This is a genomic window from Aeromonas sp. 130281, from assembly GCF_056642115.1.
The window spans coordinates 39,073-54,183 of the sequence record NZ_JBWVQS010000005.1; the positions used below are offsets into that span (position 1 = coordinate 39,073).

Annotated in this window: 10 protein-coding genes; 7 read left to right on the forward strand and 3 right to left on the reverse strand. The window is 60.8% G+C overall.

The features are described 5' to 3' along the window. The first annotated feature begins 214 nt into the window (after positions 1-214). The 7 genes from AC1IN8_RS14095 (at position 215) to AC1IN8_RS14125 (ending at position 9,908) form a co-directional block, all read left to right on the forward strand. A complete protein-coding gene (locus AC1IN8_RS14095; protein WP_479759261.1) occupies positions 215-706 on the forward strand; it encodes a fimbrial protein in 492 nt (163 codons plus the stop codon). Positions 707-715: 9 nt separating this feature from the next. Continuing rightward, entirely contained in the window at positions 716-1,408 is a 693-nt protein-coding gene (locus tag AC1IN8_RS14100; protein WP_479759263.1) for a fimbrial biogenesis chaperone, read from the forward strand. 12 nt (positions 1,409-1,420) lie between these two features. Further along, the gene (locus tag AC1IN8_RS14105) at positions 1,421-3,982 is read left to right on the forward strand and encodes a fimbrial biogenesis usher protein (protein WP_479759265.1); all 2,562 of its coding nucleotides are present in this window, start codon (positions 1,421-1,423) and stop codon (positions 3,980-3,982) included. 67 nt (positions 3,983-4,049) lie between these two features. Beyond that, positions 4,050-5,159, forward strand: a complete 1,110-nt coding sequence (locus tag AC1IN8_RS14110) for a fimbrial protein (RefSeq protein WP_479759266.1) — start codon at positions 4,050-4,052, stop codon at positions 5,157-5,159. Positions 5,160-5,169: 10 nt separating this feature from the next. Further along, positions 5,170-5,691, forward strand: a complete 522-nt coding sequence (locus AC1IN8_RS14115; protein ID WP_319916032.1) for a fimbrial protein — start codon at positions 5,170-5,172, stop codon at positions 5,689-5,691. Positions 5,692-5,957: 266 nt separating this feature from the next. Further along, positions 5,958-9,326 carry an Ig-like domain-containing protein gene (locus AC1IN8_RS14120; RefSeq protein WP_479759268.1) on the forward strand — a complete coding sequence of 1,123 codons (3,369 nt, stop codon included), beginning with the start codon at positions 5,958-5,960 and terminating at the stop codon, positions 9,324-9,326. A gap of 276 nt (positions 9,327-9,602) precedes the next feature. After that, positions 9,603-9,908 (forward strand): DUF6719 family protein, encoded by a 306-nt coding sequence (locus AC1IN8_RS14125; protein WP_479759270.1) that lies wholly within the window; start codon positions 9,603-9,605, stop codon positions 9,906-9,908. A gap of 66 nt (positions 9,909-9,974) precedes the next feature. On the opposite strand, the gene prpF is transcribed toward AC1IN8_RS14125, so the two are convergent. The 3 genes from prpF to prpC all read right to left on the reverse strand — a co-directional run bounded on the left by prpF (position 9,975) and on the right by prpC (position 15,061). Further along, entirely contained in the window at positions 9,975-11,162 is a 1,188-nt protein-coding gene (prpF, locus tag AC1IN8_RS14130) for a 2-methylaconitate cis-trans isomerase PrpF (protein ID WP_479759272.1), read from the reverse strand. A 123-nt stretch (positions 11,163-11,285) separates the two neighbouring features. Then, entirely contained in the window at positions 11,286-13,904 is a 2,619-nt protein-coding gene (gene acnD / locus AC1IN8_RS14135; RefSeq protein ID WP_479759274.1) for a Fe/S-dependent 2-methylisocitrate dehydratase AcnD, read from the reverse strand. Next, positions 13,904-15,061, reverse strand: coding sequence for a bifunctional 2-methylcitrate synthase/citrate synthase (gene prpC, locus AC1IN8_RS14140; RefSeq protein WP_139439516.1), 1,158 nt, complete (start codon positions 15,059-15,061; stop codon positions 13,904-13,906). The genes acnD and prpC overlap by 1 nt, the downstream gene beginning before the upstream one ends. Positions 15,062-15,111: the final 50 nt, after the last annotated feature.

Consider the following 15,111-nt stretch of genomic DNA (forward strand, 5'->3'; position numbering starts at 1 on the left):
GAAGGCAATGGGGTACTGGTATCACCGGCAGCCTTCTTGACTGATGAATGCTCATGGTCGTTTGACGGTCTGGGGTCGTGAGAGCAGGTAGCAGAGGATCCGGGTGCAGAAGGCGAGGCACCTTTTTGGTGAGTTGGGCTCAGCAATCTATTGGGCCATCTCCTTGTTATCGATCGTTTCGAAGGGGCCGTCGGTGCTAAGAGCATTGCAAGGGATGTCGCTGTCCATTTTGGTCGCCATGACGCCATTGGGTGTCGCGGCAGAGGGGGGCCAGCGAGTACTAACTGCCGGCGATGTGAACCTTGAGGGGCGCGTCGTTTATTCAACCTGTGCCATTGGCGCACCCGAAACAGCGCAGCTGATATCGTGGCAAGAGGGGCGTATCACATCCACAGAGTGGACCGATGCCAAGTTGTTTGATATTCGGTTGAGCGAATGCTCCTCTGCGGTCAGTCAGAATGTGAGTGTTCGTTTTAGTGGTGTCGAGGATGAGGGCACAGATGATGTCGGGATATCGAATGAGGTTGAGGGGGCCTGGAATTGGTCCGATGGTCGGGTGGTCATTCAGGTTGCCCATGATCCAACACTCTTGCGTTTCGTAAATGGTCCTGTATTCCGGTTCCACTCCAAATTCAAATTTTTGGTGCCCATGTCCAGTGAGTCACCAGTCAGCGTTCCAGTTTATTTTTTAGTCGCCTATCCTTGAGAGGTATTTATGATAGCGCACAAAAACATGCATTCACTTATTATAGGGGTTGCCCTCTATTTCATCAGTACTGCCATTCATGCGGGTGGTGTGGTGTTGGGTGCCACTCGCGTTATATATCCTCAAGGCAATAAGCAGGTGTCGTTGGCCGTGACCAACACCGATGAGAAGGCACTTTTTTTGATTCAGTCCTGGTTCACGGAGAGTGAGGGGAAGAAAAGCAATGACTTTGTGGTCACGCCACCCCTTTTTAAATTGATGCCGAAAAAAGAGAACACCTTAAGAATTATTTATGTGGGTGCAAATCCGCTGCCCACCGATCGTGAAAGTCTTTATTATCTCAATGCCAAAGCCATCCCCGCTGTTTCAGAGGCGGCTCAGAATAGCAATACCCTGCAAATTGCCACCCAGAGTGTCATCAAGTTGTTTTATCGACCCCAAGGGCTCGCCGTGCCGCCGATAGAGGCGCCCGCCATGCTGCGTTGTAATCTGGAGGGCCGCATGCTGACGGTTCGCAACCCGTCGCCCTATTTTGTCACCATGGTCAATCTGCAGGTAGGAAAGACAAGAATCGCCAACATGATGGTCCCACCATTGGCGACTGAGCGTGTCGACGTCGACAACTTGGTGGGGAATGTGACATTTCAATCAATCAATGATTACGGTTCTCAAACCAAGCCGTCCATTTGCCCTAAATCGTAATGGATGCAAGCCATGTCGTATTCGAAGCCACTGTCCTTATTATTGGTGGGATGGGGCCTGATCTCTGATGCTCAGGCCGATGTCCAGTTTAATCCTGCATTCTTGTCGGGTGATCCGTCCTCGGTGGCGGATCTGGCAGCATTTGAACAAAATGAACAGCTACCGGGAACCTACCGGGTCGATATATTTCTGAACGGTCAGTTTGTGGATACCAGAGATGTGGTGTTCGCCGTCAGCACATCCAGAAAAGATGGCGATGGTTTGCGGCCTGTCCTCTCCGTCGATGATCTGGTTGACTTCGGTGTAGATAAGCAAGCGCTGTCAGAGGGGCAGCCCGCCATGGGGGAGGAGATGGCCGGGTCTGTCGATATTCGGGAGCTGATCCCCGGGGCCGATTATGTCTTTTACTTTGAGCGTTTGCGGCTCGATGTGAGTATTCCGCAGGCCGCCATGAGTCGGCGCGTGCTGGGCGAAGTCTCGGAAGATCTGTGGGATGAAGGTATCAACGCATTGATGCTGAACTATATGTTCAGTGGCAGCCACAGCGTCGGCAAGGAGGATATAGGTGATGACAGCTTTGTTGCACTCAACACCGGTATCAATATGGGGGCGTGGCGCTTCAGAAATTATTCGACCTGGAACAAGGGCGATGAATCGAGCGAATTGCAGAGTGTGAGCAATCATATTACGCGGGCCATCATTCCATTGAAGAGTGAGCTTGTCATCGGTGATAGCAGCACCCTGTCCGACATATTTGACAGCGTGGGTTTTCGTGGTGTGCAGCTGGCATCAGATGAACAGATGTACCCCAGCAGTCTGCAGGGATATGCACCCACGGTACATGGCATTGCGAAGAGCAATGCCAGCGTCACCGTCAAGCAAAATGGCTATGTGATTTACCAGACCCATGTTCCTCCGGGCCCATTTCTGATTGAGGATCTGTTTGCGACGTCAGCCAACGGCGACCTTGATGTGGAAGTGAAGGAAAATGATGGCAGTATCAACCATTATGTTGTGCCTTTTGCATCTATTCCAACCTTACTCCGTGAAGGCCGGGTGAAATATGATGTGACGGTAGGGAGGTATCGTTCTGGCAGCGATATGCAGGAAGAGCCTGAGTTTATTCAGGGATCCCTCGCCATGGGGGTTCAGGAAACGGTGACGCTCTTTGGCGGAACACAACTGTCGTCGGATTATTACTCCTTTGCGATTGGGATTGGAAAAAACATGGGGGATCTCGGTGCCATCTCTGCCGAGTTATCTTATGCAAATACAGTACTGCCGGATGAAAGCGAGACACAAGGACAATCCTTCAGCCTGCTTTATGCCAAATCATTGGTGGATCTTGGCACTGATGTGCAGCTATTGGGGGCGCATTATTCTACGCAGGGATATTACACCTTCGCCGATAGCACCTATAAGTCCATGTCTGGTGATTTGGATGACGGTAACAATGATTCGGACGATTCCGGCCATGATGATGAGCCGATCAGCCGCTATGACCTCAATTATGCCAAGCGCGGCAGGTTGGAGGGCAGCATATCCCAGCAGATAGGGGATGCCGAGTCAGTCTATTTGAGTGCGCGAGTGCAAAACTATTGGGAGACCGATGAAGAGGACCGATATCTGCAACTCGGTTATTCCGGTGTGTGGAAAGACATCACTTACTCTCTCGCTTACAGCTATAACCAGAGCGCTTTTGAACCTGAGGAAGACAAGGTCATCTCTCTGAATATCTCCCTCCCGGTTGGACGATGGCTGACAACCTCGGATGATTACGCCTCTGCCTACGCTGATTATGGTGTCAGCTACGATGCGGATGGGCGGACGACAAACCGAATCGGATTGAGCGGAACCGCTTTGGAAAATAAGAATCTGAATTACAGCGTTCAGCAGGGATATACCAACCAGGGCGTGGGTTCCAGTGGCAATGCACAGCTCCAGTATCAGGGAGCCAGAGGCGATATTGAGCTCGGATATAACTACAGCGAGGACAAGCAGCAGGTGACCTATGGCGGAACTGGGGGCGTTGTGGTGCATGCGGACGGCGTGACCTTCAGCCAGCCACTTGGCAACACCAATATTCTGGTGGCGGCCCCGGGGGCAGAGGGTGTCGAGATTGAGAACACTATAGGTACTGTCACCGACACTGATGGCTATGCCGTCATCCCATATGCCTCCAGCTATCGCCTGAACCGCGTCGCGCTGGATGTGAATTCGTTGCAGGACGACGTGGAGGTGGATGAAGCCGTCACTATGGTGGTGCCAACCGATGGCGCCCTGGTGCGCGCAACGCTTGAAACCAAGAAAGGGAGCAGAGCGCTGTTTGCGCTTGCTTTAGATGGCAAACCCGTTCCCTTTGGCGCGCGTGTTGTCAGCGAGCAGGAGGGCGTATCGGGCATTGTGAGTGAGGAGGGGGTGGTATACCTGGCTGGCCTGGCTCCCACGGGATCCCTGGATATCCGATGGGGGACCGGGCAGGAGCAGCGCTGCGGGGCTGATTATCTGCTGCCGGAACCGGCGAAGCAGGCGCCCATCACCCGGTTAGCCATAGCGTGTCATCAGAATAAATAGACGCATCGTCGGTATTTATCCTGAATGCTTGATAGATATTCCTGTTATTTAAATAAAGGTGTGAGTAATGAGGGTGTGTCATTATTTTTCAGATGACCAGGGTGCCTATATGGGCGGCAAGAGTGCCGTCACCAGGTTGATACCTTTGGCCATAGTTGCCGGAATATGGGGAAGCATGATGGTGAGTGTATTTCATGCATCCACCGTCTCGGCCAAAACATATCTGGGGCCACCCAGCGGTCAAATAACCATCACAGTGCCAGAGAATAATACCGAGGCTTATCAGGTGGCGAATGCAGGTGTCACCACATCGAATACCTGCCACCCCTCAGATGGAATTATCAAGGATATAGAAGGGAACATATTCAGTTACACAGCGGCGACACCTTATACCGTTCTGTTCAATGGCAAAGTCCATACCCTTATGCAGTCTGGCAACCCCTATTTTGGGGTCATTGTCCCGACCCGGGACACCTCTGCCCCAGAGAGCGATGCGGTGCCCCTTGCCTGGGACAGGACCACCTGGTATCCGACGCCCAATTCAACGCGGGCACCTGGCACTGAGGCGATTGATGCACGATTTCGCTATGTCTTGTATGCCATGCCCGGCGAGTTACCCGCAGGGACCTATATCATCCCGCAGATGGAAGCGTTTATTGGAGTGGAGTGTCGGGATACCACGGGACGCGTATATCAGGATCGTGTCGGGCAGCGTGCCTTTACTGTCAATGTTGCCGCCCGGGGGTGCGATGTGACCTCTCCGGCTAATACCTACATCGACTTCGGTGAGTTGAGTGCCCGTGATTTCTCCGTCGTTGGCAGCACTACCAGCACTATCCCCACCATGATCACCTTGCAGTGCGATCCCAATGTCGAGCTCCACTTCACACTCTCGGATCAGACCAACCCGAGCAATAGAACCGACATAGTAGGGTTGACTGCCGACAGTACCGCCCGAGGGCTGGGGGTACAAGTGGTCAATCCAGGGGCCGGAAAGTCCTATTCGCTGGGTCCCGATGACGCCAGCAACCACGGCATAAATCAAGTCTGGTTGGGGCTGAGTGGTCCCCAGGGTGGCACATTCAACTTCCCCCTCGGTTTTCGCTATATCCGGACCGGGGAGATGACGGCCGGTACGGCGACGGCCCTCGTGGGTGTCACTTTATCCTATCAATGAGGCGGGCGTAATGAACAGCAAGATAGCCGTGAGCATCAGCCTTGCCTTGTGCGGAGCCACTTTTTTTGCCGGGGCGGCAGATGTGACAATTGAGGTGCGTGCCACCCTGATCCAGCCGGGTTGCATCATCAACAACAACGCGGCAGAAATCGTGGACTTCGGCACCTTCCCGTCCAGCAGCATCAGACTGGGGGCACCTCCCTCTCAACCTGGCTTGATCCAGACGGTCTCTATGCCCATCAGCTGTGTGGACATGGGGACAGGGGTGACGCTGAGTGTGAAGGCGGCGGCCTCTGCGGAAAACCCTGCGCTGATAGAGACCGGCAAGGCGGGGCTGGGGGTGGCTCTCTCGACCCAGAGTGACGTGGCCGACAGCGGCGATTGGATAGTGCCCAATACGGGAAAACTGTCGGTGCCTCTGCTCAACGGGGAGGGGACTGTGCTCTTCTATGCGGCCCCTGTTGGTACAGGCGCCCTGCCACAACCCGGGGTGTTCAGCGCCCAGGCCGTCTTGAATGTGGAATATCCATAACCCCAGTGGCTGTCTGGACCCGGCCAGAGGATCCAGGCCATGGCGTGCCCTCTGATGATCTCTGTCTGACCCCATGCCCGCGTTGGCAGCCACAGCTCACCCTGCTCGATAGCCCGGTGAATCCGGTTCTCTCGTTTTCATGTGCCCTTGTGATGGCCTGGTCCCGATGATTCAGGCTGGTCTCTGCTGCGTCGCAATAGGGCGCTTGCCCAGACGACAGGACAGGGGGCCAGGCATACAAGTTGAACAGCTTATTAGGACTTACGATGAAACAACTATTCATGTGGATATGCGCGTCCATGGTGGCCTTGTTGCTGGCCGCCTGTGGCGGGGGAGATGACGACTCGTCATCACAGCCGGAGTCCGGGAGCGGCGCGACGTCCATGGTCTCGCTGCAGGTAACCCCGCCCCAGGGACGCATACCGGTGGCACTGGGGCTGCAATATGTGGCGCAGGCGGTGATGAGCGATGGCAAGGTGCAGGATGTGACGGCGCTTGGCGACCTTCAGTGGCGCAGCAGCGACAGCGCCATCGCGACCATCACGAGCACAGGGCTGGCGACCGGAGTTGCGCCTGGCAAGGTCACCATCACGGCGTCAGGAGTGGGGGTCAATGGCACCCCTGTCGAGGCAAGGGCACAGCTGGAGGTCAGCAATGCCCAGGCTATAGGGCTGCAGGTGGCTCCCCCTGTTACTCAGGTGGCGGCGGGCTTGAGCAAGCGCTTTACAGCCACCCTGCAGCTCTCCGACGGCACCACCCTGGATGTGACCCCTGAGGTGAGCTGGGTCAGCGATGATGCAGGCACCGCCACAGTCGCGCAAGGGTTGGCGACCGGGATAGGGTCGGGCGTGGCCAGCCTGAGTGCGAGCGGCCTCTTCCAGGGCAAGGCGGTCAGTAGTGCGGCGCAGCTCACTGTGAGCGACGCCACCGTCTCCGCCTTGCAGGTAACTCCGGCAGCGAGTACGACGGCGGTTGGCCTGGCACAGCCCTTGGTCGCCACCGCCGTGCTCTCTGATGGCACCAGTCAGGTGGTGACGGACATCGTAAGCTGGAGCAGTGGTGACAGCGCCATCGCCACCGTCAGTAATGAGCAGGATCTCTGGGGGCAGGGGAAGGGGGTGAGTGCCGGCACCACGACCATCACGGCTGCGGGCACCTTCAATGGTCAGCCTATCGTTGGCTCGGCGCAGTTGAAGGTGAGCGATGCCACCGTGACAGCACTGCAGCTGACGCCCCCTAGCCTGAGGGCGCCGATAGGTTTGCCCCAGCAGTACAGCGCGACCGCCATGCTGTCCGATGGCAGCAGTCAGCCTGTGCTGGATGCCAGCTGGAGCAGCAGCGATCCCGGTATGGCTACCATCAGTGCCGCCGGCCTGGCCACGGGGGCCCAGGTCGGTAGCGCCACCCTCAGCGCCAGCACCAGGGTCAACGGCCAGCCCTTGAGCGGTCACGCGCAACTGACTGTCACCGACGCCACCGTCACCGCCTTGCAGGTAACTCCGGCCAGGGGCTCGGTAGCGATTGGCACTACCCAGCGCTATGAAGCCACGGCACTGATGTCGGACGGCACCAGTTTGCCGATGAGCAGCAGCGCCAGCTGGGTGAGCGATCCCCTTGTTGCCAGTCTCCATGCAAGCACGGCCACCGGGGTGGGGGTGGGCACGACGGACATCAGTGCCACCGCCGTCGTCAATGGCGTCACCGTCAGCAACAGCGCGTCCCTGACGGTGAGCGGTGCCGAGGTGACCAGCCTGGAAGTGAGCCCAGGCATAGAGGCGGTATCTATGGGCCTGAGCAAGCCGTTCACGGTACGCGCCTGGCTGTCGGATGGCAGCAGTCAGGAGATGACAGGCAACGACAATATCAGCTGGAGCAGCAGCGACAGCGGCGTGGCCACCGTCGACGGCACCAGCGGATTGGCCACCGGGGTGGCGCTGGGCTCGGCCTATATCAGCGCCGCAGGCAGTGTCAACGGCCGCTTCCTGAGCGACAGCGCCTCACTGGCGGTGGGCGATGCCGCCGTGACGGGAGTGGTGGTCACGCCGGATCCGGCCACTGTGCCGGCCGGGCTGAGTGTGCAGTTCACCGCGACAGCCCAGCTGTCCGACAACAGCACCCAGGACATCACAGATACTGCCAGCTGGGGCAGCGATGCCACCGGGGTGGCCACCGTCATCGGCGGGCTGGCGACCGGGGTGAGCGTGGGGGACGCCAGTATCACGGCCACCGACATGGTCAGCGGTCAGTCCGGCAGCGCGGCCCTGACGGTGACCAACGCCGTCATGACAGAGCTGGCCGTGACTCCCAAGACAGCGACTGTCTCGGTGGGGCAAGACCAGCAGTTCGACGCCACGGCGACCCTGTCCGATGGCAGCACTCAGGACATGACCACCTCGGTCAGCTGGAGCAGCGGTGACCTTGCCATCGCCTCCATCGGCAGCAACACCGGCCTGGCGACCGGGGTGGCGGTGGGCAGCAGCACCATCACGGCGATGACGCAAGATGGCTCCGGACTTGGCGACACGGCCGAGCTGACGGTGACGGGGGCCGGTTGCACCACGGATGGTTTGATTGATGGGGCGGGCAAGACCTGGACCTGTCCACTGACCCAGTCCAAGGCCGATGCCGATAGCATCCCTTATACCGCCACACGCACCGAAAACGGCATTACCTATGCCCTGCTGGATTGGCCGCAGGCCGATGCCTATTGCGCCAGTCTGGGCGGTGGCTATTACCTGCCGAGCCGGGATGAATTGCAGGGGCTGCACAGCGAGTTCGGTGACCTGGAAACTTACGCGGGCTGGCCGACCGAGACCCGTTACTGGTCGGCCACCATGGGGCAGTACGCGGGCACTCACCATGCCATCAATCTGATTAATGGTGCGGATGAGGGGGCCTACAGTGACGCCAACGCCCAGTATGTGGCCTGTGTTAAGCTGGCTCCGAATAGCGTGACTGTCGTGGGGCTGGAAGTGTTGCCCGCGAAGCCCGATGGCAATCCGCGTAGCGGCACCACCTTCAGCATGCCGGCTGGTGCCGAGATGCGTTTTCGCGCCAATGCCCTGATGTCGGATGGCAGCAAGCAGGATGTGAGCCAGGATCCGCAACTCATCTGGTCACCCGGCCCCGGCCTGGTGACCTCGTCACCGGATGTAGCTCCAAGTATCGCCATGGGAGTATCAAACGGGCAGACCACAATGGAGGCCACCCTGAATCGGTATGGGCAATCCTTCAGTGCCACTGCCTCGTTGACGGTGCGCGGGGACCTGATCACCATAGGTAACAAGATTTTCGTCCCGCCACTGAGCACAACCGAAGGAAGCTCGCTAGGTATGTGGTATCGCAGTGGCTCCATAGATGCTTCTACCGGTCTGAGCCATATCACCTACTGGTATGTGGAAGCAGGTTCGTTCTGTAACGTCCAGACGGGGTGGAACTTGACGTTGGCCACAATGGATGAGTTGAGGGAGCTCTACGGCACTTTGGGTGATATGACGGCTCACGGCTGGCCTATCAGCTACCAGTATTGGGGCAATGGTGGGGGGGCGACGACCAAGAACCTGGCCACTGGCGCAGAATCGGGCTGGTCCACGACGGTACAAAGCTACGGTGCCTGTATAAGGCTGCAGCCTTGATGCCAGATCATCAGGCGGCAGCCTGAGGGCAAGAAGGCAAGCATGGGCGTGCATGTTGCCAATGAACTGATGCTTGTCGTCCCAAATGGCGCAATGAAGTAAAAGGCCCGAGTGACTCTGTCACTTGGGCTTTTTTGTTGTGTCTGGATCCGTCGGTGCGCCGCCCGGGGAGCCTATTGGTCGGTGGTGATCGGTGACTACACTGGCTGGGTCGAAAGGACGGAGGGCATTTGCGCGGATTCGCGCAGTAGCAGGAGCACACAGAGGGAATGACCTATGGCTGTCAGATGGAAGAGCGTGCTGTTGTCAGGGGGGTTGCTGGGCCTGGTGTCGGGGTGCGCCCATTTCGCGCCGGCTCCCATCACCTATCTGAGCCAGGATCCCGCGCCGGGCAAGCTCCCTTATGGGAAGGTTGCCTATGTGGACGACGGCCAATGCCCGGCTGATCAGGTGAAGCGGCTGATCGGTGGCGATGGGAAGAAGAACATACCGCGCCTTGTGGAGTGCGTGGCGCGCCCGCAACAACAGGCGGATCAGTGGTGGAGCAGCCCCGCCAGCGGCCAGGTGGAGATCACTCCTTGAGGTGAACATCATCACAAAGAGGCCCAAGCAATCGCTTGGGCCTTTTTCATGCCGGTGGCGAAGGGGCTAGAAGGCATCCCCCGGCACCCGCACCCAGCCTTCCATCAGGATGCGGGCTGAGCGGGACATCACCGCCTTGGTCACCGTCCACTCGCCATCCACCTGTCGCGCCTCTGCCCCTACCCGCAGGGTGCCGGAGGGGTGGCCGAAGCGCACCGCCTCGCGCTCGCCGCCACCGGCGGCCAGGTTGACGAGCGTGCCGGGAATGGCCGCCGCCGTGCCGATGGCCACGGCGCAGGTGCCCATCATGGCGTGATGCAGCTTGCCCATGGAGAGGGCCCGCACCAGCAGATCGACCTCATCGGCCTTCACCCGTTTGCCGCTGGCGGTGCTGTACTCCTTCGCCGGCGCCACGAAGGCGACCTTGGGGGTGTGCTGGCGGGTCGCCGCCTCGGCGGGCGTCTTGATGAGCCCCATGCGCAGGGCCCCGGCAACCCGGATCGCCTCGAAGCGGGCCAGGGCCTCGGGGTCGCCGTTGATCTGCTCGCGTAGCTCAGTGCCTTCATAGCCAATCTCTTCGGCGTTGACGAACACCGTCGGGATACCGGCGCTGATCAGGGTGGCTTTCAAGGTGCCGATGCCCGGCACCTCCAGCTCGTCCACCCGGTTGCCGGTGGGGAAGAGGGCGCCGCCCTCCTCGCCATCCTCGGAGGGGTTGAGAAATTCCAGCACGATCTCGGCGGCGGGGAAGGTGATCCCGTCCAGTTCGAACGCGCCGGTCTCCTGCACCTGGCCGTTTGTCACCGGCACATGGGCCATGATGGTCTTGCGGATATTGGCCTGCCAGATCCGCACCACGCAGGTGCCGTTGTCCGGGATGCGGGACGGGTCCACCAGTCTGGCGTGAATGGCGAAGGCACCGGCGGCGGTGGAGAGGTTGCCGCAGTTGCCGCTCCAGTCTATGAGCGCCTTGTCGATGGCGACCTGGCCATAGAGGTAGTCCACGTCGTGATCGGGCTGCTGGCTCTTGGCGAGGATCACGCACTTGGCGGTGGAGGAGGTGGCGCCCCCCATGCCGTCCATGTGGGCCGAGTAGGGGTCGGGGCTGCCGATGACGCGCAGGAAGAGTGCATCCCGGGCCGGGCCGGGTTGCTGGCAGCGTTCGGGCAGATCAGATAAGCGAAAGAAGACCCCCTTGCTGGTGCCGCCGCGCATATAGGTGGCCGGGATTTTCACTTGAGGTTCGTAGGCCATAGAAATCGTCCTGATTTGGATTGATGGCTTGCGGGAGTGGGCGCGAGACCCCCTCCCGGCCTCCCCCTTGAAAAAGGGGGAGGCGTATCAGCCCCTCCCTTGTCAAAGGGGAGGGGCAGGGACTTAGCTTGCCGCCTGTTGCGCCGTCGACGCCAGGAAGTCCTGGGCGAAGCGTTGCAGCACGCCGCCCGCCTCAAAGACCGAGACCTCCTCGGCGGTGTCGAGACGGCAGGTCATGGGCACCTCGACCACCTCGCCGCTCTGGCGGCGGACAACGAGGGTGAGATCGGCGCGCGGCTGGCGCTCCCCCACCACATCGTAGGTCTCGGTGCCGTCCAGCCCCAGGGTGAGGCGGCTGGTGCCCGGCTTGAACTCCAGCGGCAGCACCCCCATGCCGATGAGGTTGGTGCGGTGAATGCGCTCGAAGCCTTCCGCCGCTATCACCTCCACCCCGGCGAGCCGCACCCCCTTGGCCGCCCAGTCACGGGACGAGCCCTGACCGTAGTCGGCACCCGCCACTATGATGAGGGGCTGCTTGCGCGCCATGTAGGTCTCGATGGCTTCCCACATCCGCATCACCCGGCCCTCCGGCTCGACCCGGGCGAGGGATCCCTTCTTCACCGCGCCGTTCACCACCGCCATCTCGTTGACCAGCTGGGGGTTGGCGAAGGTGGCGCGCTGGGCGGTCAGGTGATCGCCGCGATGGGTGGCGTAGGAGTTGAAGTCCTCCTCCGGCAGGCCCATCTTCGCCAGGTATTCCCCGGCCGCGCTGCTGCGCAGTATGGCGTTGGAGGGGGAGAGGTGGTCTGTGGTGATGTTGTCCGGCAACAGTGCCAGCGGCCGCATCCCCTTGAGGGTGCGCTCGCCCGCCAGGGCCCCCTCCCAGTAAGGGGGACGACGGATATAGGTGCTCTGCGGACGCCAGTCGTACAGAGGCGCAACCTTGGGGCCACGATCCTCTTCAATGGTGAACATGGGAATGTAGACCTGGCGGAACTGGGACGGTTTCACCGAGGCCTTGACCACGGCATCGATCTCCTCGTCGCTCGGCCAGATATCCTTGAGGCGAATGTCGCGGCCGTTCACCACCCCCAGCACGTCTTTCTCGATGTCGAAGCGGATGGTGCCGGCGATGGCGTAGGCCACCACCAGGGGCGGGGAGGCGAGGAAGGCCTGCTTGGCATAGGGGTGGATGCGGCCGTCGAAGTTGCGGTTGCCCGAGAGCACCGCAGTGGCGTAGAGATCCCGGTCGATGATCTCCTGCTGGATGGCGGGATCCAGGGCGCCGGACATGCCGTTGCAGGTGGTGCAGGCGAAGGCCACCACGCCAAAGCCAAGCTGCTCCAGCTCTTTATCGAGACCCGCCTCTTTGAGATACAAGGCGACAGTCTTGGAGCCGGGCGCCAGCGACGATTTCACCCAGGGCTTGCGGACAAGCCCGAGCTTGTTGGCGTTGCGGGCCAAGAGGCCTGCCGCAATCACGTTGCGCGGGTTGCTGGTGTTGGTGCAACTGGTGATGGCGGCGATGATCACGGCGCCATCCGGCAGCAGGCCGTCCGCCTCCTGGGTGCGGGCCTTGTCCAGGTCCACGGCTATGCCCCGCGTGGCGAGCTCGGCCACCGGCAGGCGGCGATGGGGGTTGGAGGGGCCCGCCAGGGTGCGCACCACGGTCGACAAGTCGAAGTGCAGCACGCGCTCGTACTGGGCGCCTGCCAGGGCGTCGGCCCAGAGACCCGCCTCCTTGGCGTAGGTCTCCACCAGCCTGACCTGGTCGTCATCACGGCCGGTGAGCCGCAGGTAGTCGAGGGTCTGCTGGTCGATGAAGAACATGGCCGCGGTGGCGCCATACTCCGGCGCCATGTTGGAGATGGTGGCCCGATCGCCGAGGGTGAGGGCGGCGGCCCCCTCGCCACGAAACTCCAGGTAGGCGCCGACCACCTTCTGCTGGCGCAGGAACTCGGTGAGCGACAGCACCAGATCCGTGGCGGTGATGCCGGGTTGGGGCTTGCCGGAGAGCTCGACGCCGACGATCGAAGGCAGCCGCATCCAGGAGGCGCGCCCCAGCATCACGTTCTCCGCTTCCAACCCGCCCACCCCGACGGCTATGACGCCGAGGGCATCCACGTGGGGGGTGTGGCTGTCGGTGCCCACGCAGGTATCCGGGTAGGCCAGGCCGCGATCGGCGTGGATGACGGGGGACATCTTCTCCAGGTTGATCTGGTGCATGATGCCGTTGCCCGGCGGGATCACCTCTATGTTCTTGAACGCCTGCCTGGTCCAGTTGATGAAGTGGAAGCGATCCTCGTTGCGGCGATCCTCGATGGCGCGGTTCTTGGCAAAGGCGTCCGGGTCGAAGCCGCCGCATTCGACGGCCAGGGAGTGGTCGACGATAAGCTGCACCGGCACCACGGGGTTCACCTGGGCGGGATCCCCCCCCTGATCGGCGATGGCATCGCGCAGGCCGGCGAGATCCACCAGGGCGGTCTGGCCCAGGATGTCGTGGCACACCACCCGGGCCGGGAACCAGGGGAAGTCGCGATCGCGCTTGTTGTGGACGATCTGGCCGAGGCACTCGCCGAGGATGGTCGGATCGCACCTGCGCACCAGGTTCTCGGCATGCACGCGGGCGGTGTAGGAGAGCCTGTCCCAGGCGCCGGGGGCGATGGCGTTCACCGCCTCCCGGGCGTCGAAGTAGTCAAGCTGTGTGCCGGGCAGGGGCTTGCGATATTGAGTGTTGACCATCACTTGCGCTCCTTGAGCGGCACGAAGGTCAGATCCTCCGGGCCGACGTAGTTGGCGCTCGGGCGGATGATCTTGCCGTCGATGCGCTGCTCGATGACATGGGCCGACCAGCCTGAGGTGCGGGCGATGACGAACAGCGGGGTGAACATGGCGGTGGGCACCCCCATCATGTGGTAGCTGACGGCGCTGAACCAGTCGAGGTTCGGGAACATCTTCTTGGCCTCCCACATGGTGGACTCCAGCCGCTCGGCGATGTCGAACATCTTGGTGTTGTGCTGCTCTTCGCTGAGTGAACGTGCCACCTCTTTAATCACCTTGTTGCGGGGGTCCGAGACGGTGTAGACAGGGTGACCGAAGCCGATGACCACCTCTTTCTTCTCGATGCGGGCACGGATGTCGGCCTCCGCCTCGTCCGGATTGTCGTAACGCTTCTGGATCTCGAAGGCCACCTCGTTGGCACCGCCGTGCTTGGGCCCGCGCAGGGCACCGATGGCGCCTGTGATGCAGGAGAACATGTCGGAGCCGGTGCCGGCGATGACGCGGCCGGTGAAGGTGGAGGCGTTGAACTCGTGCTCGGCATAGAGGATGAGGGAGGTGTGCATGGCGCGCACCCAGGAGTCACGGGGCTTCTCCCCGTGCAGCAGGTGCAGGAAGTGGCCGCCGATGGAGTCGTCATCGGTCTCCACATGGATGCGCTTGCCGTTGTGGCTGAAGTGGTACCAGTAGAGCAGCACTGAGCCTAAGCAGGCCATCAGCTTGTCGGCGATGTCCCGGGCACCCGGGTGATTGTGATCGTCCTTCTCAGGCGACAGACACCCCAGCACCGAGACTGCGGTGCGCATCACGTCCATGGGGTGGGCGGAGGGGGGCAGCTGCTCCAGGGCGGTCCTGACCCCGGTGGGCAGGCCGCGCAGGGCCTTGAGCTTGGCCTTGTAGGCGGCGAGCTCGGCCACATTGGGCAGATGGCCGTGCACCAGCAGGTGGGCAATCTCTTCAAACTCGCAGCTGGTGGCCACGTCCAGGATGTCGTAGCCACGGTAGTGCAGATCGTTGCCGGAGAGGCCCACGGTGCACAGGGCGGTGTTGCCGGCGGCGGTGCCGGAGAGGGCGACGGATTTCTTCGGCTTGAAGCCGGTGGTTTCGGGCAGGGCGCTCATCACATGTTTCCTCATTCAGTCCGTTGAAGCGCCGGCCGCCAGCATGAGAC